Origin of the sequence: Phenylobacterium kunshanense (assembly GCF_003254525.1) — a bacterium.
In the GTDB taxonomy this organism is placed as follows: domain Bacteria; phylum Pseudomonadota; class Alphaproteobacteria; order Caulobacterales; family Caulobacteraceae; genus Phenylobacterium; species Phenylobacterium kunshanense.
Genome location: NZ_QFYS01000007.1, coordinates 197,357 through 217,956 on the forward strand (window position 1 = coordinate 197,357; position 20,600 = coordinate 217,956).

Below are 20,600 nucleotides of genomic sequence, written 5' to 3' on the forward strand. Positions count from 1 at the left end.
TTTCAACCCGCCTTGCGCATCTCGCCGCGGGAAACGGCGACGATGGTGTCGATATCGAGGATGAGGGCGACGCGGCCGTCGCCCAGGATCGTGGCGGCGGCCACGCCCGGCACCTGCCGGTAGTTCGCCTCCAGCGACTTGATCACCACCTGGCGCTGGCCCTGGATGGCGTCGACGAAGAGGGCCGCGCGGGCGCCGCCTTCGCCTTCGATCAGCAGGGCGACGCCGTCCGAGGCCGCCAGCGGCGTGGCGCGGTAGCCGAGCGCCATGCCGACGTCGATCAGGGGCACGAAGCCGCCGCGGATCGAGATCACCCGGGCGTGGCCGCCCAGGCTGTGGACGTCCTCGGCCTTGGGCTGCAGCGTCTCGATGATGGCGGTGATCGGGGCGACCAGGGTCTGGCCTTCCACCGAAACCACCATCCCGTCCAGAACCGCCAGGGTCAGCGGCAGGCTCATGGTGAAGGTCGAGCCCTTGCCGGGCTTGGAGGTGATGTTGATCCGCCCGCCCAGGGCCTGGATCGAGCGACGGACCACGTCCATGCCCACGCCGCGGCCCGAGATGTCAGAGACCTCGGCGGCCGTGGAGAACCCGGGCATGAAGATCAGGTTGTCGATCTCTTCGTCCGAAAGCGTGGCGTCGGCGGCGATCAGGCCCTTCTCGATGGCGATGCCCTTGACGCGTTCGCGGTTGATGCCGCCGCCGTCGTCGGACACCTCGATCACGATCCGGCCCGAGCGGTGCATGGCGGCCAGCTTGACCACGCCCTCGGCGGGCTTTCCGGCCGCGGCGCGCTTCTCGGGGCTTTCCAGCCCATGGTCGATGGCGTTGCGGATCATGTGCGTCAGCGGATCGGCCAGACGCTCGATGACGGTCTTGTCGACTTCCGTCGCCTCACCCTCGGTGACCAGGCGAACCGGCTTGCCGGTCATGGCGGCCACTTCGCGCACCAGGCGCGGCATCCGCTGGAAGACCGACTTCACGGGCTGGGCCCGGATGGCCATCACGCTGTCCTGGATCTCGCGGGTCAGCTGTTCCAGCTCGTCCAGGCCCATGGCGACGGCCGAGGCGCGGGCAAGCCCCGCCTCCATCACCCGCTGCGCCAGCACAGCCTGGTTGATCACGAGTTCGCCGACCAGGTCGATCAGCCGGTCGACGCGGTCCAGATCCACGCGGATCGTGGCGCCGGCTTCGGTCTTGCGCGCCTGGTTGGCGGCCAGAGGTTCGGGGTGGACCTCCGCAGCCGGAGACACGACCGAGAGCGGAGGCGGGGCGACGGGCGCCAGGTCCGCCACGGGCGGCGGGGCAGGGGCCTCGAGCTCGAAGGGCTCATCGGGCGCCGTCTCGATCGTCGGGATGGCGTCGGCCTGGACGCGCGCCAGCAGGGCGCCGATGTCGAGGCCGGTCTCGCCGGCGCCTTCCGAGGCGCCTTGCGCCTCGACGCTCAGCTCGCAGTCGCCGTCGACGAACTCGAAGACCTCACGGATCGCCAGTTCGTCGGTGTCGCCCGATACGGTCACCGTCCAGGTGAGATAGGCCGCCTCAGGGTCGATGTCGGTCAGGAGCGGCACCTCGCTGGTGTCCAGCTCGACATTGGAGTCGCCGAGGCGCGTCAGTTCGCGCAGCAGCAGCGCAGCCTCGTTGGCCTTGGCGTAGAGATCGGCGCGCGGCTTGAAGCGCACCACGAACGCGCGGGCCGGCGGCGTATCCGCGGGCAGGTCCACGGCCGCGCTCATGGGCTGGAATTCGAAATCGCCCCAGTCTTCCTCGCCGCCGTCGTCGTCCGCGCCGGCGGCGCCGCTCATCGCCTTGAGTTCGTCCGAAAGCGCGGCCTGCTGGGGATGTCCTCCCTCCTGGCCGGCGCGCGCCGAGCTCACCAGGTCGGCCAGCACATCGGCGGCGCGCAGCATGGTCTTCAGCACGTCGGCCGAGGCCGCGAGGCGACCCGAGCGCATCTCGTCCAGCGCCGTCTCGAAGACGTGCGCGAAGCGGATCAGGGACTCGAGCTGAAATGCGCCTGCGCCGCCCTTGATCGAGTGCACCGCCCGGAAGACGGCGTTGATGGTCTCGGGATCCTGATCCCCGCCTTCCATGGCGAGCAGACCGGATTCCAGCTCAGCGAGCTGCTCCTCGCACTCTTGGAAGAAGGTATCCCGGATGGCGGCTAAAGGATCCACTGGCGCGTTCTCTTCTGCTCGTCGTTCAGCTCAGGCGTCGTTCAGCGGGGGCTCAGGCGGCGACGCGGCGGATGGCGTCGACGAGCTTGTCGGGATTGAAGGGCTTCACGATCCAGCCGGTCGCGCCGGCCATGCGGGCGCGGTTCTTCTTCTCGGCGTCGCTCTCAGTGGTGAGCACGAGGATCGGGATGGCGCGGTGCTTGGGGTCACCGCGGACTTCCTCGATGAAGCCGAAACCGTCCATGCGCGGCATGTTGATGTCGGTGACGATCACCTGCGGCGCCTCGGCCTGCAGGACCTCGAGGCCGTGGATGCCGTCCTCGGCCTGCACGACGCGGAATCCAGCGTCGGCGAGGGCGAGGCGAAGCATCTCGCGCATTGTGCGGGAGTCATCGACGGTGAGGACAGTCATGCTCATTGGGTGAGGTCCTGGACAGTGGATTGGGCGGCGAGCTGGGAGGCGCCCATGAGGGCGATCCCGTCGGTGAACTCGGGGGAGGCTTCTGCGATCTCGAAAGGCTGGCCGTCGGTGGCCCACGTGGCCTGCGCCGACAGCAGCACCTGGAGGCACTGACCGCCCAGGCGGCGCACCTGCGAGGCGTCCACCGACAGGGGCTTGCCGCGCTTGTCCTTCAGGGCCTGGAGAAGCGGCGCGGCCGCGTTCATGTCCAGGCTCTCGGCCAGGGTGAGGGTGGTGTTGCTCATGCTCAGAACTCGTCCCAGGCGTCTTCTTCGATGGCGGGAGCCGGCTTGGGCGCGGCGCCGCCTCGGCCCATGGTCTTCATCGCCACGGCGGCGGCGGGCCGATGGGCGGCGCGGGGCTGGACCGGCGCGACCGGCGCGGCGACCGGGGCGCCGGCGCCCAGGTCGAAGCGGCCGATCAGCCGGCTCAGGGCTTCGGCCTCGGCGGCCAGCGAGTGGCTGGCGGCGGTGGCTTGCTCGACCATCGCCGCGTTCTGCTGGGTCACCTGGTCCATCTGATTGATGGCGGTGTTCACCTCGTGGAGGCCGGTGGCCTGTTCCTGCGCGGAGGCGGCGATCTCCGTCACCGCGCCGTTGATCTGGGTGACCTGGACGAGGATGCGTTCCAGCACCTTGCCGGTCTCACCGACCAGGCCGACGCCGCGTTCCACCTGCTGCGACGACGCCGAGATCAGGGCCTTGATCTCCTTGGCGGCCTCGGCCGAACGCTGGGCCAGGGCCCGGACTTCCGAGGCGACGACCGCGAAGCCCTTGCCGGCGTCCCCGGCGCGGGCCGCTTCGACGCCAGCGTTCAGGGCCAGCAGGTTGGTCTGGAAGGCGATTTCGTCGATCACGCCGATGATCTGGCTGATCTGGCTGGACGAATTCTCGATCTCGCTCATCGCCGCGACGGCGTCGCGAACGACCACGCCCGAACGCTCGGCGTCGGACTTGGCCGCGCCCACGGCCTCACGGCTCTGGGCGGCGCCTTCGGCGGTCTTCCGCACGGTGGCGGTGATCTGGTCCAGGGCCGCAGCGGTCTCTTCGAGGCTCGCCGCCTGCTGTTCGGTGCGGCGCGAGAGGTCATCCGACGCCGAGGTGATCTCGCCGGAGCCCGAGCGGACGGCCGTGGCGTTGATGGCCACCTCGCGCAGGGTGTCCTGCAGCGTGTCCATGGCGCGGTTGAAGTCGGCGCGCAGCTGTTCGTAGTGCGGCGCGAAGGCCTCGTTGAGGCGGAAGGTCATCGCGCCCGCGGCCAGGCGGTCCAGCCCCATGGCGAGGTCGTCGACGACCTTCTGTTGTTCGGCGGCCGTGGCGGCGCGCTCGGCCTCGGCCTGGCGGCGGGCCTCGTCGGCGGCGCGGCGGGCCTCGGTGGTCTCGCCCTCCAGTCGGGCCTTCTCGATCGCGGCGTCCTTGAAGGACTGCACGGCGACGGCCATGCGGCCCACTTCGTCCTTGCGACCCTGGGCCGGAACCGCCACGTCGAGCTCGCCCCCGGCCAGCTTGGTCATGGCGTCGGTCATGGCGCGAACCGGCTTGCCGATCGCCGCCGAAAGCATGGCGCCCATCAGGATCGACAGGGCGACGGCCAGCAGGCTGCCGACCGCCATGAGCGTGACGGCGAAAGCCTGGGCGGACTCCTGGTCGGCCGCGCGCTTCTTCAGCAGCGCCTGTTCCTGGTCGGTGAACGCCTTCAGCGCCGCGCGGACTTCATTGAGGCGCCCGGCGGTCCCGAGCTGCATCATCGCCTCGGCCTGGCGGGTCATATCCTGCCCGGCCGCGATCAGGGGCTCTTCCTCGCCGGTGACCTTGGCGGCGGCGCGCTCGATGGCCTCCAGCATGGCGCCGTCCTCGGGCGCTTCAGCCTTCAGCTTGGCCATCGTCGCTTCGTAGTCGGCCTTGCTCTGCTTGATCGTCTCCAGGAAGGCCGGGTCGCCGCTCGCCACCAGGCCGCGGATGGCGTTCTGGCGCGCCACCCGGGCGGCCAGGGCATCCTTCGCGAGGTCGATCTGAACGACGCTCTCGTCATTGAGCCGCACGGCGGTCTTGATGCTCAACAGGCTGCCGAACACGGCGGCGCACATGACTGCGACCACGGTGACGACCACCGCGAAGCCGACGGCCAGCTTCTTCGAGATGTTCAGGTTGTTCAGGAACGACATAAGGCTGGTTTCGCGGCTCGTCAGGAGTGGCACGGGTGTACGGCGACGCCCCCCTTGGCTCCGCCTTCGTGCCGAACTTGCCCAGTCCGGGTTTGATTATTGGTAAATCGCTGGAACCTGAGCGGTATGGCGGGCGCATTGATGAGCTCGAACCCCCGCGACATTTCGCCACCCGGCCGCCGGCAAGCCGGAAAAGAACGTCTTGCGAACATGGAACAAAGCCGGTACGACTTGAGTCCTCTCGTGGAGCCCGCTGACGGGCCGAGCGGTTGGCGGAATCGTGGGATAGAGAGGGCTTGGCATGTCGCAGTCGGCGTTGAGGCTCGTGGGCAAAGAAGATTCGGATAAGCAGCGCGCGCTTGAAGCCGCGCTAGCGCAGATCGACCGGGCGTTCGGCAAGGGCTCGGTCATGAAGCTGGGCGACAAGGGCAAGGTCGTGGAGATCGAGGCGGTCTCCACGGGCTCGCTAGGTCTCGACCTGGCCCTGGGCATCGGCGGCCTGCCCAAGGGGCGGATCGTCGAGATCTACGGGCCTGAGAGCTCGGGCAAGACCACCCTGGCCCTGCACGTGGTGGCGGAAGTGCAGAAGGCGGGAGGCACCGCGGCCTTCGTGGACGCCGAGCATGCGCTGGACCCGTCCTACGCGCACAAACTTGGGGTGAACCTGGACGATCTGCTGGTCGCCCAGCCCGACACTGGCGAGCAGGCGCTGGAGATCACCGACACCCTCGTGCGTTCCAACGCCGTGGACGTGATCGTGATCGACTCGGTCGCGGCTCTGACGCCGCGGGCCGAGATCGAGGGCGATATGGGCGATTCCTTGCCCGGCCTGCAGGCGCGCCTGATGAGCCAGGCGCTGCGCAAGCTCACCGCGTCGATCTCCAAGGCCAAGACCCTCGTGATCTTCATCAACCAGATCCGCATGAAGATCGGGGTGATGTACGGCAGTCCCGAGACGACCACGGGCGGCAACGCGCTGAAGTTCTACGCCTCGGTGCGCCTCGACATCCGTCGGACCGGCTCGGTGAAGCAGCGGGACGAGATCGTCGGGAACAACGTCCGCGTGAAAGTGGTGAAGAACAAGGTCGCGCCACCGTTCCGGGAGGTCGAATTCGACATCATGTACGGCGAGGGGATCTCCAAGCTGGGTGAGATCATCGACCTGGGCGTGAAGGCCGGGGTGATCGAGAAGTCCGGTTCTTGGTTCTCCTGGAACAGCCAGCGTATCGGCCAGGGGCGCGACAACGTCCGTGAGTTCCTGAAGCAGAACCGGGACATCGCCGAGCAGATCGAAAAGCAGGTGCGCGGCGCCAAGGAGACGGTCGAGGAACAGCTTCTGGTGGGTCCGCCCGAGGGCGCGGACGACGAGGACGGCTCCCTCTGAGGCGACGCCGGCGCCGCCGCGCGCCGGGCGGGCCTCCCCGCCAACCAGGTCCGCCCCGGCGAGCCACCCAGCGTGGCGTTGGTCGGGTCGCTTCAGAGGCTGGACGCCTGGGCGCGCGCCCCAGGCGTCCTTCTTCGTTTCAGCTTCCGCTTCGTGCGCGTGGTTTTCCTTTGGCGGGCCCCGCGAGGTTTCGTAAGAGGTCGCCGGTTCCCGACTTGCGCGGGAGCGTAAAGTCCAACCGTTTGACGATTGCAGACCGATGCCGAGCCTGAACGAGATCCGCACCCACTTCCTCGAGTACTTCCGGAAGCAGGATCACGCCGTCGTGCCGTCGGCTCCGCTGGTCCCGCAGAACGACCCGACGCTGCTGTTCGTCAACGCCGGCATGGTGCCGTTCAAGAACTACTTCACGGGCGCCGAGACCCCGCCCTGGCCGCGGGCCGCCAGCTCGCAGAAGTCGGTCCGCGCCGGCGGCAAGCACAACGACCTGGACAACGTCGGCTATACCGCGCGCCACCACACCTTCTTCGAGATGCTGGGCAATTTCTCGTTCGGTGACTACTTCAAGGAACGCGCGATCACGCATGCCTGGGAGCTGCTGACCAAGGAGTTCGGACTCCCGGCCGAGAAGCTTACGGTCACGGTCTACCACACCGACGACGAGGCCCACGCGCTCTGGAAGAAGATCGCCGGCCTGTCCGACCACAAGATCATCCGGATCCCGACCAGCGACAACTTCTGGTCCATGGGCGACACGGGGCCGTGCGGGCCGTGCTCCGAGATCTTCTATGATCATGGCGACCACATCGCCGGCGGCCCGCCCGGCAGTCCGGACGAGGACGGCGACCGCTTCGTCGAGGTGTGGAACCTCGTCTTCATGCAGTTCGAGCAGTTCGCCGACGGCACGCGAACCGCGCTGCCCAGGCCGTCGATCGACACCGGGATGGGCCTGGAGCGGATCGCCGCGGTCCTGCAGGGCGTCCACGACAACTATGACGTCGACCTGTTCAAGACGCTGATCGCCGCGTCAAAGCGCGAGCTGCACGCCGACGGCGCCGAGACGACGCCCTCGCACCGGGTGATCGCCGACCACCTGCGCTCGTCCAGCTTCCTGATCGCCGACGGGGTCATGCCGTCCAACGAGGGGCGGGGCTATGTCCTGCGCCGGATCATGCGGCGCGCCATGCGGCACGCGCACCTGCTGGGCGCGGAGGAACCCCTGATGCACCGCGTCGCGCCGACGCTGGTGAGCGAGATGGGGCAGGCCTATCCCGAACTGAAGCGCGCCGAGGATGCGATCGTCGACACCCTGCGCCAGGAGGAGGAACGCTTCCGGGTCACGCTCGGCCGCGGCCTCGCGCTCCTCGACGAGGCGACCGCAGGGCTGGGCGATGGCGATATCCTGTCCGGGGAGACCGCGTTCAAGCTCTACGACACCTACGGCTTCCCGCTCGACCTGACGCAGGACGCCGTGCGGGCCAAGGGGCTGACGGTGAACCTCGACGAGTACGACGCCGCCATGGCCCGCCAGCGCGAGATGGCGCGCGGCGCGTGGAAGGGCTCGGGCCAGGTGGCGGCGGCGGCCGAGTGGTTCTCGATCCGCGACCGCCTGGGGCCGACCGTCTTCACCGGCTACGAGGAGACCGAGGGCACGGGCGAGTTGCTCACCCTCGTCGAGGACGGGCACGAGGTGGAGGGCGCTGCCGCGGGCGCGACCGTCCAGGCGTTGTTCGACCGTACGCCGTTCTACGCCGAAAGCGGCGGCCAGGCCGGCGACCGTGGCGAAGTGGACTGGCAGGGGGGGCGCGCCCGCGTCACCGACGTCCAGAAGCAGGCCGGCGACCTTCACGTGCACCACCTCGAGATCCTCGAGGGCACATTGACCGCCGGCGCCCGCGTTCGACTGGCGGTCGACGCCGAATGCCGCGCGTCGACCCGGGCCAACCATTCGGCGACCCACCTCTTGCACGCCGCGCTCCGCAACGTGCTCGGCCGACATGTCACGCAGAAGGGCCAGATGGTCGACGGGGAGCGCATCCGCTTCGACTTCAGCCATGGCCAGCCGCTGACGCCGGATGAGATCGACAGGATCGAGGCCGAGGTGAACGCCGTGGTGCGCCAGAACCGGGCGGCCGAGACCAAGATCATGCAGGCGCAGGAGGCCATCGAGGCCGGCGCCATGGCGCTGTTCGGCGAGAAGTATGGCGACAGCGTGCGCGTCCTCACCCTGGGCCAGGCGCTGGGCGGGGAGGGGACCTATTCGGTCGAACTGTGCGGCGGCACCCATGTGGCGCGTACGGGCGACATCGCCCTCTTCAAGATCGTCTCCGAACAGGGCGTGGCGGCAGGTGTGCGCCGGATCGAGGCCCTGACCGGCGAGAGCGCGCGCCGCTGGCTGCTGGAGCAGGCCCAGGTCGCCAAGGCGCTGGCCGAGCAGTTCAAGACGCCGGTGTCCGAGGTGGGTGGCCGGGTGGAGGCGCTGCAGGTCCAGGTCCGCAAGCTGGAGAAGGAGCTCGCCGAGGCGAAGCGCCAGCTCGCCATGGGCGGGGGCGGCGGTGCGGCCGCGGGTCCTGAAGAGATCGGCGGCGTGCAGGTTATGGCGCGCATCATGGAGGGTGTCGGCGGCAAGGACCTGCGCCCCATCGCCGAGGAGTTCAAGAAGCAGCTTCCGGACGGTGTCATCGCGCTCATCGGCACCGCCGACGGCAAGGCGGCGGCGACCGTGGCGGTGACCGGCGCGGCGCAGGCGCGGTTCAACGCGGTGGAGCTGGCCAAAGCGGCGGTCCAGGCCATGGGCGGACAGGGAGCCGGCGGGCGTCCCGATTTCGCCCAGGGCGGCGCCCCAGACGCCGCCAAGGCCGAAGAAGGCCTCGCGGCGGTCAAGGCCGCCCTCGGCGGGTGAGCTGAATTCTCCCCCAGGTTGTTCGTCGTAGAACGGCATCCACGGCGACGCTACAAGCGAGTCGAGTTCAGCTCGAAATCGGGGATTGGGGTAGTCATGCGTATGAATTTCGTTGCGGCCGTGGCCGCCGTCGGCGGTCTGCTCGCCGCTACCCAGGCTCAGGCGACGGTGTTTGCCGGCACGTGGCAGCTCACCAGCTACAATTCTGCTGATCCCGGCCTCGTGCTGAACGTGCAAACGCTCAGCAGCCCGAACTTCAACATTGATCTCGGCGCGGCGAATCCAGACCAGTTCGATCTGTTCAAACTTTACACCAACGAGACGACGGTCAATCCGGACGATATCGTCGCCTCGCCGATCTCCCTGCGCTTCACCTTTACGGCCCCGACGCCCAACAACGGCCCGATCGATGTGGGCGGCACGACCCAGGGGTACGCGGAGTTTTTCGGGATCATCCAGGGCGGACAGCTGACCTGGAACAACGGCGGGTCCGCCCTGTTCGTCTGGGGCGAGGGTCTGCCCGGTCTGGTCGATCCCGGGCGGATGACGATCAGCGTGAATGGTGGCCAGTTCAATGAGGGCTTCTTCGGCGTGCACGAGGGCAAGCGGCATGGCCTGAAGGTCTCGGCCACGTTCGACTGGGACAATGATCCGACGTTTGCCGCCGTCCCCGAGCCCGCGACCTGGGCGCTGATAATCGGCGGCTTCGGCATGGCGGGAGCGACCCTGCGCCGTCGCCGGGCGCTAGCGTTGGCCTGAGCCAATACGATCAGGAACACAGCGGACGGCCGGGAGTGATCCCGGCCGTCTTCGTTTGCGTCACTCGGCGATGAAGGCGCAGAACTTGTTGCCCACCGGGTCGCGGAAGTAGGCGGCATAGAATCCGCTGGTGGCTTCAGCGGGGCGGTATCCGGGGCCGCCCTCGTCCGATCCTCCGGCGTCGATAGCGGCGGCATGGACCGCCTTCACCTGCGCCTGGTCGCGGGCCTTGAGCGCCACCATGATCCCGTTACCCGCGCGCGGCGCCTCTCCGTCGTAGGGCTTGCAGATGCCGAGGCAGGGCTCACCCCCCTTGGGCCCATAGAACGCCCAGCCGGGGAAAGGCTGGCTACGCTCCCAGTCCAGGGCGCCGAGGACGGCGTCGAAGAAGGGCAGGGCGGCGTCCACGTCGTGCGCGCCGATCGTCACATAGCCGATGGTCATCCTGGTCTCCTGAAGGCCTGACCAGAGGCTAGCGCCAAAAGCGAACAAAGCAAGAACATAGTTGACGCGGAGTTCGCGTGGGTGTCCTCTCGCATAACGCCAGTTTTTCGGAGGCCGAGATGGATACTCGCGAGCACTTTGGCGACCAGACCCCCGATGTCGTCGCCCATGAGCGGACCTATCACGCGTTCAGCCTGCTCACGCGCTGGGCGATGCTTGTGCTTGGGGACCTGATCCTGTGGCTGACGCTATGGTTCGCGTCGCCGGCCGGGTTCCTGGGCGGGACGCTGATTGCCATCGTGGCGTTCGTCGTGGGCTATCAGATCCTGATCCGCCACGAAGAGAAGCAGCCCCTCGACGTCTGGGCGCAGGGGCGCTGAAACGGAAAACGCCGCCCGCGGGGTTCGCGGACGGCGCTGTCGTTCACGTCGGGCGTGGACTCAGGTTGGGCGTGACCTCAGGCGGCCAGCGCCTTTTCCAGGTTCGCCGCCACCTTGTCGATGAAGCCCTCGGTGGTGAGCCAGCCTTGGGTGTCGCCGACCAGAAGCGCCAGGTCCTTGGTCATCGAGCCGCTTTCGACCGTCGCCACGCAGACCTTTTCGAGGGTGTCGCAGAAGTGGGTCAGCTCGGCGTTGCCGTCGAGCTTGGCGCGGTGCTTCAGGCCCTGAGTCCAGGCGAAGATCGAGGCGATGGAGTTCGTGGAGGTCGACTCGCCGCGCTGGTGCTGGCGGTAGTGGCGGGTGACGGTGCCGTGAGCGGCTTCCGCCTCCATGATCTTGCCGTCGGGCGTGATCAGCACCGAGGTCATCAAGCCCAGCGAGCCGAAGCCCTGGGCGACCTGGTCGGACTGCACGTCGCCGTCGTAGTTCTTGCAGGCCCAGATGAAGCCGCCGGACCACTTGAGGGCCGAGGCCACCATGTCGTCGATCAGGCGGTGCTCGTAGACGAGGCCGGCTTCCTTGAACTGGGCGGCGAACTCGGCCTCGTAGACCTCGGCGAAGATGTCCTTGAAGCGCCCGTCATAGGCCTTGAGGATCGTGTTCTTCGTCGACAGGTAGACCGGGTAGTTGCGGGCGAGGCCGTAGGCCAGGCTGGCCCGGGCGAACTCGCGGATCGACTCGTCGAGGTTGTACATCCCCATGGCGACGCCGCTGCTGGGGAAGTCGAACACCTCGTGCTCGATCGTCTCGCCGTTCTCGCCGACCCACTTGATGCTGAGCTTGCCCTTGCCGGGCACCTTGAAGTCGGTGGCCTTGTACTGGTCGCCGAAGGCGTGGCGGCCGACGATGATCGGCTGGGTCCAGCCCGGGATCAGCCGCGGCACGTTCTTGCAGATGATCGGCTCGCGGAAGACCACGCCGCCGAGGATGTTGCGGATCGTGCCGTTCGGCGACTTCCACATCTTCTTGAGGTTGAATTCCTTCACCCGGGCTTCGTCCGGCGTGATGGTGGCGCACTTGATGCCGACGCCGTGGCGCTTGATGGCTTCAGCCGCCTCGACGGTCACCTTGTCGTCGGTGGCGTCGCGGTGCTCCATCCCCAGGTCGTAGTAGTCGATCTCGAGGTCGAGGAAGGGGAAGATCAGCTTGTCCTTGATCAGCTTCCAGATGATGCGGGTCATCTCGTCCCCGTCGAGATCCACGACAGGGTTGGCGACTTTGATCTTGGCCATGAGGGGCGGACGCTCCGGGCGGAATTTTCGTTTGGGGCCGTATAGCCGTCAGGAGCGCCGACGCAAAGGCTAGCCGCTGCGTCAGGGGCCTCAGAATCCGCAGATGCTCTCTCGAAGGGAGCATGACACGAGGCTTTTGGCGCCCCGAACGGCCGACCCGGACGGCAAAAGGCGCCTCGACTGCGGCGCGTGGGCGTGCGCGTCGACTCGGGCGGGGTTGCCATTCGTCGGCCGGGCGCCTCTAAACGCGTCATGGCCGACGCCGCTCCCTCCGCACCCGTCATCATCCTGAATGCGCCCCAGCTGGCCGAGAACATCGGCGCGGTGGCCCGCGTCATGGCCAACTTCGGCTTGGCCGACCTCCGGCTCGTGAACCCCCGCGACGGCTGGCCCCAGGAGCGCGCCTGGGCGCTGGCGTCGGGTGCGGAGTGGCCCCTGAACGCCGCGCGCGTGTTCGACACGGTCGCCGAGGCCATCGCCGACCTGCAACTCGTCTTCGCCACGACGGCGCGGCCGCGCGAGCTGACCCTGCCGGTCCTGACCCCGCGCGCGGCGGCGTCCGAGCTGCTCCAGGCCGCGCAACGTGGCGAGCGGATCGGGTTGCTGTTCGGCGGCGAACGCGCGGGGCTGGAGACCTCGGACATCGCGCTCTGCCAGGGTATCGTGACCATCCCGATCGACCCGCGCTTCCGATCCCTGAACCTGGGGCAGGCGGTGGCGATCAACGCCTATGAGTGGCGCGCGACCCTGCTGGACGCCGCCCCGCCCAACTTCCGGCCCGGCCCGGGTCCTGCCACCGGCGAAGCGCTGCTGGGGCTCTACGAGCACCTGGAGCGGGAGCTGGAGACCGCTGGCTTCTTCCATCCGCCGGAGAAGACCCCGAACATGATCCAGAACCTGCGATCGGCGCTGGGCAAGGCGCGCTTCACCGATCAGGAGGTGCGCACCCTTCGCGGCGTGATCACGGCGCTGAGTCGCGGCCGCGGCAAGGTGCTGGAGAAGATCGCCAGGAAGAAGGGCGAGGCGGGCGGATGAGCCTGCGGGCGCTCCTGGACGGGCTGGAGATTCCGATCCTCCAGGCTCCCATGGTGGGCGCCTCTGCGGGCGAACTGGCGGTGGCGGTCAACGGCGCGGGCGGCATGGGCTCGCTCGCGGCCGGCGCCCTGGAGCCGCAAGACCTCGGTCGCGCCGTCGAGGCCCTGAGAGCCGTCACAGACGGTCCATTCGGGGTCAACCTGCTGATGGCGCAGGCCGCCGAGCCGGACAGGGGCGAACTCGAGGCGGCGCTGTCGCGACTGGCGCCCTGGTACGCGGAGCTGGGACAGCCCCTGCCGACCCTCCCCAACCAGTTCGCTCCCGACTTCGAGGCCCAGTTTGACGCGCTGACCGCCGCAGCGCCGCCGGTGGCGTCGTTCACGTTCGGAATTCTCAGCGGGGATCAGGTGGACGCCCTGCATGCCGCCGGGACGCTCGTCGTGGGCACGGCGACCACTGTGGCGGAGGCGCGGGCCTGGGCCGAGGTCGGCGCCGACGGGATCTGCGCCCAGGGCTTCGAGGCCGGCGGTCATCGGGGCCATTTCCTTGCGGACGCCGAGGCGAGCCTTGTGGGGACCATGGCCCTGGTCGGAACGATCCGCGCGGCCGTGGACCTGCCGGTGATCGCCGCCGGAGGGATCATGGACGGGCGCGGCGTGGCGGCCGCGCTGGCGCTGGGCGCATCGGCCGTGCAGATGGGCACCGCGTTCCTGCTGGCCGACGAAGCGGTGACGTCGGCCCCGTGGCGGCGCGCCCTGGCCGAGGCGGGAGACGATCCCACGCGGCTCACCCGGGCGTTCACGGGCCGCTTCGCCCGCGGAATCGAGAACAGGTTCATGCGTCTGATGCATGGGGTGCAGGACGACGTCCCGGCCTATCCTGTGCAGAACCGGCTGACCCAGCCGCTGCGCGCCGCCGCGACCCAGGCCGACGCTCCGGAGCTGATCTCACTCTGGGCCGGGCAGGCCGTCGCCCTCGCGCAGCCGGGCCACGCCGGAGACCTGATGCGCAAATGGTGGGCCGAGGCCCGCGAAGCGGCGGTCGGGCTGGCGGACCGGACGGCCCGAAGGGGGGATAGGTGAGCGATCTGAGGACTGCTGCGCGGGAAGCCTACGCCTACGCCCTGCCGCTCATCGAGGTGGCGACCACGCGCCAGCGCGGACAGGCCCTGGGCCAGCGAATGGGGGTCTTCGCCCACGTCCGGAGCCTGGCCAACCACAAGCACCGCGCGGTCACCACGCCCAACACCGACACGCTCTATTCCACCGCCCAGGTCGACCTGTCCGCCGGGCCTGTGACGATCACCCTGCCGCCGGCCGGCGACCGCTATCTCTCGGTCGCGCTGATGGACGCCTACACCAACAACTTCGCGGTCCTGGGCACGCGGACCACGGGTCCGGACGGCGGAACTTTCCGACTGGTCGGGCCGGGCGAGGCCGTCGAGGGCTGGAACGTCGTCCGGTCGCCTACCCATCACGTCTGGGTGCTGGCCCGCGTGCTTGTGGAGGGGCCTCACGATCTGGAGGCGGCGCGCGAAGTCCAGGCCGGGTTGTCCATGCAGGGGCCGCCCTGCGAGGCGCCTGGGCCCTACGCGGATCGGAACGCAGGCTGGCGCGACTACTTCGCCAGCGCAGCGGCCCTGATGGCGGCCAACCCGCCGCCGGTCACCGACCTGGCGATCCTGCGCCGCATGGCGCCGCTGGGCCTCCTGGAAGGGTTTGATGCCGATCGGTTCAGTGAGGCGGAGGCCGCGGAGATGGAGGCCGGCGTCGCGGAGGCGCGCGAGGCCGTGCGCGGGGGCGGCGGGCTGGGCGGCACGCAGTTCGTCGACGGCTGGTCCTATCCCGACGCCCGCCTCGGCGACTTCGACCAGGACTACGCGCTGCGGGCGGCCGTCGCGCTCGGCGGCTTGGCCGCCCTGCCGCCAGCCGAGGCGATGTACATGCAGGCCGAGGGGCCGGGCCCGCGCCGCCTCTTCGACGGGACGAAGGCGTGGCGCCTGCACTTCCCGGCCGACCGCCATCTGCCCGTGGACTCGTTCTGGTCGCTCAGCCTCTATGAGGCGATGCCGGACGGGCAGTTCTTCTTCTGCGACAATCCGTTGGACCGCTACGCCATCGGCGACCGGACGCCGGGACTCACCCGCAACGCCGATGGTTCGCTCGACATCTGGATCGGCCACGACAGCCCGGGGACCGAACGGGAGGGCAACTGGCTGCCGGCGCCTGCGGGGCCCTTTGCGCTGTTCATGCGCGCCTATCTGCCGAGGCCCGAGTTGCTTCGGGGCTATTACCGTATGCCTCCCGTCGAGCTTGCCTGAGGCCGGCGCGGTCGCCAGGGTCCACGGCCTCGACGGAGGGTGTGACGGGTGAACAGGCGTCAGTTACTGGCCGCTGCGGCGGCGTTCGGGGTGGTTCCGGCAGGCCAGTCGGCGGCCGCGCAGGGTGACCTGCGGCGCGCGGCCAGCGAGGCCTGGCTCTACGGCCTGCCGCTCATCGAGATGGCGACGACCCGGACCCGCGCGCTGTCGGGCAAAGGCGGCCAGCCGGCGGGACTCAACCGGTTCGGCCACACCCGGGCCCTGGCCGGTCCGCAGTCGCGGGCGGTCACCGCGCCGAACAACGACACCCTGTATTCCAGCGCCTGGCTCGACCTGACCAAGGGGCCGGTGACCCTGACCGTGCCGCCGACGGGCGAGCGCTACATCTCGGTGGCTGGGATGAGCATGTTCACGGACAACGACTTCGTCCTGGGGACACGGACCAGCGGCGGGGCGGGCGGCCGCTACACGATCGTCGGACCGGGCCAGCCGGGGTCCGGCCCCGACGTCGTGCGCCTCACCACGCCCCATGGCTGGCTGCTGGCGCGCATTCTCGTCGAAGGCGAAGCCGACCTGCCTGCGGTCCACGCCCTCCAGGACCAGTTGCAGCTCGCGGGCCCGGCAGGCCTGGCGCCGCCGCCTGCCTATGCGACGCGCCAGTCGCCGCCGTTGGCCTATTTCACGGCGGTCGCGCAGTTGCTGAAGGCCAACCCGCCGCCGGCGACGGACGGCGCCCTGTTCGCTCGGATCGCAGCGCTGGGGCTCGGTCCTGCCGGCGACTTCGATCCCGGCAGATTCGATGCCGCCGCGGTGGCCGCGATCGACGCGGGCGTCGAGGACGCGCGGCAGGCGCTGAAGAGCATGCGGCCGGGCAGTGCGGTCGATGGCTGGAGCTATCCGCGATCGACCTTGGGCTTCTATAATCAGGACTACCTGTTCCGGGCCGGCGTGGCGCTGTCCGGGCTGGCGGCGCTTCCACCGGCCGAGGCGATGTACCTCCAGCCCGCACTGGCCCAGGGCGGTCGGATGATCGATGGTCCCGGACCGTGGAAGCTTCACTTCCCTGCGGGGCGGCTGCCGGCCGTGGACGCCTTCTGGTCCCTGACCATGTACGAGGCCACCCGAGAGGGGCAGTTCTTCCTCGTGGACAATCCGATCGGCCGGTATTCGATCGGCGATCGGACACCGGGGTTGAAGGCGAACGCCGACGGGTCGCTCACCATCTGGATCGCAAGACAGGATCCGGGAGGCGACCGCTCGTCGAACTGGCTCCCGGCTCCGGCCACCGGTCCGTTCAGCCTCAGCCTGCGGGCCTACCTGCCCAAGGAGGAGATGCGGGACGGTCGCTACCGCCTGCCGCCGCTCGCGGCTGGTTGACCTGGGCCCGCGGGGGCCGTTCTGTCGCATGACAGTGTTCAGTTGGCTCCCGCATGGATTCCACCAAGGCTACCGACATGACAGGACCGGCCGGCGCGCATGACCAGGGCGCCGGCGTGGCGGCGCCGACTCCATCCAGCGTCCTGACGGCGCTCACGCAGGCGCCGATCGGCATCGCGATCTTCGACCGGGCCATGCGGTACCTGGCGGCGTCGCGGCAGTTCCTGACCGACCAGGGCCTCCCCGGCGACACGCCGCTCGCCGGACGCCTGCACTACGATGTGTTTCCCGACGTCCCGCAGCGTTGGCGAGACCTGCATGCGCGGGCGCTGGCGGAGGGCGTCGAGCTCAGCCATGACGGCGAGCCCTTCGAGCGCGAAACCGGGCGCACGGAATGGATCCGCTGGTCGGTGGCGCCGTGGCGAACGGACGACGGCGAGATCGGCGGCCTGGTCCTCTATACGGAAGTGGTGACGGCGGCCGTGACGGCGCGGCTGAATCTGCAAGCGGCCGAAGCGCGATACCGGGCGGTCTTCGACCACACACCCGTCGGCGTGGCCCGGATCTCGCCCGAAGGCCGGTTCCTGGAAGTCAACGAGCGCATGTGCGCCATCACCCGCTATTCCCGCGATCTGCTGATGGCGCGGACGTTTGTCGACATCACGCATCCCGAAGACCTCGCGGTCGACCTCGCGCTCGTGCGGAGCGTCATCGATGGAGAACGCGACACCTACACGCTGGAGAAACGGTACCTGACGCCATCCAGCGAGGTCGTCTGGGTCCACCTCACGGTCGCGCTTGTTCGAACGGCGAACGGTGATCCCGACTACTTCATCGCGACGGTCGAGGACATCACCGACCGGAAGCACGCCGAGACCGCCCAGCAGCGCTATCAGGCCCAGTTGCGGCTGCTGATCAACGAACTGAACCACCGGGTGAAAAACACGCTGGCGACCGTCCAGTCGATGGCCGCCCAGACGCTGCGCGGCGACTATGACCCGGCGACGGCGTACGAGGCGTTCGAGTCCCGGCTGCTGGGCCTGTCGGCGGCGCATGAGGTGCTGACCCGCGAACGCTGGCACGGCGCCTTGCTGCGGGAGCTGGCCGAACGCGCGCTCCGCCCGTTCTGCGGCGAGGATCCGACCCGCGTGAGCCTTGCAGGCGGCGAGGTCTGGCTGCCGCCCGGCGCGGCGCTCACCCTCGCGCTCGTCTTCCACGAGCTGGCCACCAACGCCGTGAAGTACGGCGCGCTGTCGTCCGCGACTGGCCAGGTCACCCTCTCGTGGACCCATGATGCGGACAGCGGCGCCCTCGATGTGTGCTGGAGCGAAACGGGCGGGCCGCCGGCTTCGCCCCCGCTGCGGAAGGGCTTCGGATCGCGCCTCATAGAGCGCGGCCTACGCGGGGAACTCGGGGGCAAGGTCGCCATGCGCTACCTGCCCAGCGGCCTCGTCTGCGAGATGCGGGCGAACGTCCGGAGTCCGTCACGGGCGCTGGGACTGCTGGGCGACATCTGAAGGCAAGCCGTCCTTGACTCGGTGCGGCCCGACCGTCATACACCGCGCCTTCCAGCCGCCGGGCTCGCCCGCGCGGCCGGAAGTCTATGACGGGTTGATGCAGTGCCGCCGTTGAGATCGCGATCTCCGCTTCGAGAGGTCGCCGGCCGCGTCGAACAGAGAGTGGAATATGTCCAAGCGCCATAGCGCCAAGTACAAACTCGACCGCCGGATGGGCGAAAACGTCTGGGGTCGTCCGAAGTCTCCGATCAATGCCCGCGCCTACGGCCCCGGCCAGCACGGCCAGCGTCGCAAGTCCAAGGTGTCGGACTTCGGCCTCCAGCTCCGCGCCAAGCAGAAGCTGAAGGGCTACTACGGCAACATCACCGAGAAGCAGTTCGTCCGGATCTACGAGGAAGCCGCCCGCCGCAAGGGCAACACCTCCGAGAACCTGATCGCCCTGCTGGAATCGCGCCTGGACGCGGTGGTCTATCGCGCCAAGTTCGTGCCGACTCCGTTCGCAGCCCGTCAGTTCGTCAACCACGGCCACGTGCTGGTGAACGGCAAGCGCGTGAACATCGCGTCGTACCGCGTGAAGCCGGGCGACGTGGTCCAGGTGCGCGAGCGTTCGCGCAACATGGCCCTGGTGCTGGAAGCGCTGGGCTCGTCCGAGCGTGAGACCCCCGACTACATCACGGTCGAGGCGAAGAGCATGTCCGCCACGTTCGTGCGTGCGCCGGAGCTGGCCGAGGTGCCGTATCCGGTGAAGATGGAACCGAACCTCGTGATCGAGTTCTACGCGTCGTAAGCTGACGCCGAGTACCGATGACTTCGCGAAGGCCCCGGAGCGATCCGGGGCCTTTTGCTTTGCCGGGGCCTTTCGCTCTCGGAAAGGCTGTGGCGGAGTGGCGTCATGAATCGCAGGGTCTTCATCTTGGCGGCGCTGGCGCTGGGGGGGTGCGCCGGGGCGGTGCGGGTGATCGCCCCGCCGGGTGGACCGCTGGCCGAACTCGAGCCGCTGTATGGCGCCCAGGCCGGACGCGACGCGCTGACGGTCACCGTGGCGTCCAGCGGCTGTACGGCGAAGGCGGATTTCGCGGTCTATGTGGAGAAGAAGGGGGAGGCCGTGACCCTCGCCCTTGGCCGCAGGCGCCTCGACACCTGCAGATCGTTCGCCGCCGGCCGGGCGGACCTGCGCTTTACCTGGGAAGAGCTGGGGCTTCCGCCACGGACGCCGGTGTTCCTGCTGAATCCACTGGTGGCCTGGCGCGGTCCCGGCGCCTGACCCTCGGTCCATCGTCGAACGCGACGTCGAAGCGCTCGCGGGGCAGGGCGTGGGGGTGGTCGGCGTTGAGCCACGCGATCATCCTCTCGCGGATCTCGCATCGCAGGTCGAAGGCGGCGCCGGAGTCGCGTGCGCTTGCCAGGATCCGGACCTCCATGGTCCGCTCCCGGGCGTCCGTCACCTGGACCACGGCGGTCTTGCCGTCCCAATGCGGCGAGCCGGCGAGGATGTCCTCCAGCTTCTCGCGGATGGCCGGAACCGGCGTGCTGTAGTCGAGGTACAGCATCACGGTTCCCAAGAGGTCGGCGGACTCCCGCGTCCAGTTCTGGAAAGGGTTCTCCAGGAAGTATTTGAGCGGCACGACCAGCCGACGGAGATCCCAGATCTTCACCACCACATAGGTGGATGTGATCTCCTCCACGCGACCCCATTCGCCCTCCACGATGACGGCGTCGTCGATGCGGATGGGCTGGGTCAGGGCGATCTGAACCCCCGCCAGCAGGTTGGACAGGACAGGCTGCAGCGCGAGGCCCACGATGATGCCCGCGGCGCCGCCTGCGGCCAGCAGGCTCACGCCGAGTTGCCGGACTCCGGGAATGGTCATCAGAACGAACGCGCAGGTGAGGATGATCACCAGTGTCGCCAAGGCCCGCCGTAGGATCCTCACCTGCGTCAGATGCTTGCGGGCGAGCAGGTTGTCCGAAACGTCCACCCGGAACCGCCTGAGGTAGAGCGCCGAGCCGATGTCGAGCGCGGTCATCAGCGCCATCCCCACCAGCACGATGAAGCCGATCAGCAGGGCGTGCTGGACGAGCGTGGCCTCCCGCGCCGGCAGGGGGGCCACATGCACGGCCCAGCTGATGGCGCCGATGCAGATTGCGAGCCGTGCAGGTCTGCGGGTGCGGAGGAGAAGCGGGCGCCAGAAGGAGTCCTTCCGGGTCAGTCGGCGTCGCAGGACGCTCACCACACCACCATAGGCCGCGAGCGCCGCGGCGAGGGCGAGACCGATGAGCACCAGGCTGAAGGCCCATGCAGGCGCCCAGTCGAGGCGCGCCTCCAGCGCGCGAGTGAAGCTCTGGATATCCATTCCGACCTGTCGCTGCTCGCCCCCGGGCCAAACGGAGA

General features: G+C 69.0%; 18 protein-coding genes. 11 read left to right on the forward strand and 7 right to left on the reverse strand.

All coding sequences use genetic code 11. The features are described from left to right. Positions 1-2: 2 nt before the first annotated feature. From DJ019_RS15975 to DJ019_RS15990, 4 genes are read right to left on the reverse strand one after another with little or no spacing between them, the layout of a single operon-like run. Complete coding sequence (locus DJ019_RS15975) at positions 3-2,177, reverse strand: chemotaxis protein CheA (RefSeq protein ID WP_111277056.1); 2,175 nt, start codon at positions 2,175-2,177, stop codon at positions 3-5. 52 nt (positions 2,178-2,229) lie between these two features. Beyond that, the gene (locus DJ019_RS15980; RefSeq protein ID WP_111277057.1) at positions 2,230-2,595 is read right to left on the reverse strand and encodes a response regulator; all 366 of its coding nucleotides are present in this window, start codon (positions 2,593-2,595) and stop codon (positions 2,230-2,232) included. Then, positions 2,592-2,882, reverse strand: coding sequence for an STAS domain-containing protein (locus DJ019_RS15985; protein WP_111277058.1), 291 nt, complete (start codon positions 2,880-2,882; stop codon positions 2,592-2,594). Before DJ019_RS15985 ends, DJ019_RS15980 begins: the two co-directional genes overlap by 4 nt. A 2-nt stretch (positions 2,883-2,884) precedes the next feature. Beyond that, positions 2,885-4,801, reverse strand: a complete 1,917-nt coding sequence (locus tag DJ019_RS15990) for a methyl-accepting chemotaxis protein (protein WP_111277059.1) — start codon at positions 4,799-4,801, stop codon at positions 2,885-2,887. A 301-nt stretch (positions 4,802-5,102) separates the two neighbouring features. Between DJ019_RS15990 and recA the strand changes: the two genes are divergently transcribed. From recA to DJ019_RS21240, 3 genes are all read left to right on the forward strand, one after another. Then, entirely contained in the window at positions 5,103-6,185 is a 1,083-nt protein-coding gene (gene recA, locus DJ019_RS15995) for a recombinase RecA (RefSeq protein ID WP_111277060.1), read from the forward strand. A 259-nt stretch (positions 6,186-6,444) separates the two neighbouring features. Beyond that, positions 6,445-9,087: an alanine--tRNA ligase gene (gene alaS, locus DJ019_RS16000; protein WP_111277061.1), complete on the forward strand. Its 2,643-nt coding sequence runs from the start codon at positions 6,445-6,447 to the stop codon at positions 9,085-9,087. A 120-nt stretch (positions 9,088-9,207) separates the two neighbouring features. Beyond that, entirely contained in the window at positions 9,208-9,846 is a 639-nt protein-coding gene (locus tag DJ019_RS21240) for a PEPxxWA-CTERM sorting domain-containing protein (protein WP_205854184.1), read from the forward strand. Positions 9,847-9,906: 60 nt separating this feature from the next. Here DJ019_RS21240 and DJ019_RS16010 read toward each other — a convergent pair whose 3' ends face one another. Next, a complete protein-coding gene (locus DJ019_RS16010; RefSeq protein WP_111277062.1) occupies positions 9,907-10,290 on the reverse strand; it encodes a VOC family protein in 384 nt (127 codons plus the stop codon). Between the two features lie 119 nt (positions 10,291-10,409). On the opposite strand from DJ019_RS16010, the gene DJ019_RS16015 reads away from it, so the two are divergent. Then, positions 10,410-10,670, forward strand: coding sequence for an aa3-type cytochrome c oxidase subunit IV (locus DJ019_RS16015; RefSeq protein ID WP_111277063.1), 261 nt, complete (start codon positions 10,410-10,412; stop codon positions 10,668-10,670). 77 nt (positions 10,671-10,747) lie between these two features. Here DJ019_RS16015 and DJ019_RS16020 read toward each other — a convergent pair whose 3' ends face one another. Continuing rightward, complete coding sequence (locus DJ019_RS16020) at positions 10,748-11,962, reverse strand: NADP-dependent isocitrate dehydrogenase (RefSeq protein WP_111277064.1); 1,215 nt, start codon at positions 11,960-11,962, stop codon at positions 10,748-10,750. A 252-nt stretch (positions 11,963-12,214) separates the two neighbouring features. Here DJ019_RS16020 and DJ019_RS16025 point away from each other — a divergent pair, with 252 nt between their 5' ends. From DJ019_RS16025 to DJ019_RS16055, 7 genes are all read left to right on the forward strand, one after another. Next, positions 12,215-12,997 (forward strand): RNA methyltransferase, encoded by a 783-nt coding sequence (locus DJ019_RS16025; protein WP_111277065.1) that lies wholly within the window; start codon positions 12,215-12,217, stop codon positions 12,995-12,997. Then, on the forward strand, positions 12,994-14,079 hold the full coding sequence (locus DJ019_RS16030; RefSeq protein WP_111277066.1) for an NAD(P)H-dependent flavin oxidoreductase: 1,086 nt from the start codon (positions 12,994-12,996) through the stop codon (positions 14,077-14,079). The genes DJ019_RS16025 and DJ019_RS16030 overlap by 4 nt, the downstream gene beginning before the upstream one ends. Then, positions 14,076-15,317 carry a DUF1254 domain-containing protein gene (locus tag DJ019_RS16035; protein WP_111277067.1) on the forward strand — a complete coding sequence of 414 codons (1,242 nt, stop codon included), beginning with the start codon at positions 14,076-14,078 and terminating at the stop codon, positions 15,315-15,317. The genes DJ019_RS16030 and DJ019_RS16035 overlap by 4 nt, the downstream gene beginning before the upstream one ends. 48 nt (positions 15,318-15,365) lie before the next feature. Continuing rightward, positions 15,366-16,694 (forward strand): DUF1254 domain-containing protein, encoded by a 1,329-nt coding sequence (locus tag DJ019_RS16040; RefSeq protein WP_111277068.1) that lies wholly within the window; start codon positions 15,366-15,368, stop codon positions 16,692-16,694. Positions 16,695-16,771: 77 nt separating this feature from the next. Then, positions 16,772-18,211, forward strand: a complete 1,440-nt coding sequence (locus DJ019_RS16045) for a sensor histidine kinase (RefSeq protein ID WP_111277108.1) — start codon at positions 16,772-16,774, stop codon at positions 18,209-18,211. Positions 18,212-18,380: 169 nt separating this feature from the next. Continuing rightward, entirely contained in the window at positions 18,381-18,998 is a 618-nt protein-coding gene (gene rpsD, locus DJ019_RS16050) for a 30S ribosomal protein S4 (RefSeq protein ID WP_111277069.1), read from the forward strand. 105 nt (positions 18,999-19,103) lie between these two features. Further along, complete coding sequence (locus DJ019_RS16055; protein ID WP_111277070.1) at positions 19,104-19,475, forward strand: hypothetical protein; 372 nt, start codon at positions 19,104-19,106, stop codon at positions 19,473-19,475. On the opposite strand, the gene DJ019_RS16060 is transcribed toward DJ019_RS16055, so the two are convergent. Continuing rightward, entirely contained in the window at positions 19,390-20,562 is a 1,173-nt protein-coding gene (locus tag DJ019_RS16060; RefSeq protein WP_111277071.1) for a mechanosensitive ion channel family protein, read from the reverse strand. The genes DJ019_RS16055 and DJ019_RS16060 overlap by 86 nt on opposite strands. Positions 20,563-20,600 lie beyond the last annotated feature (38 nt).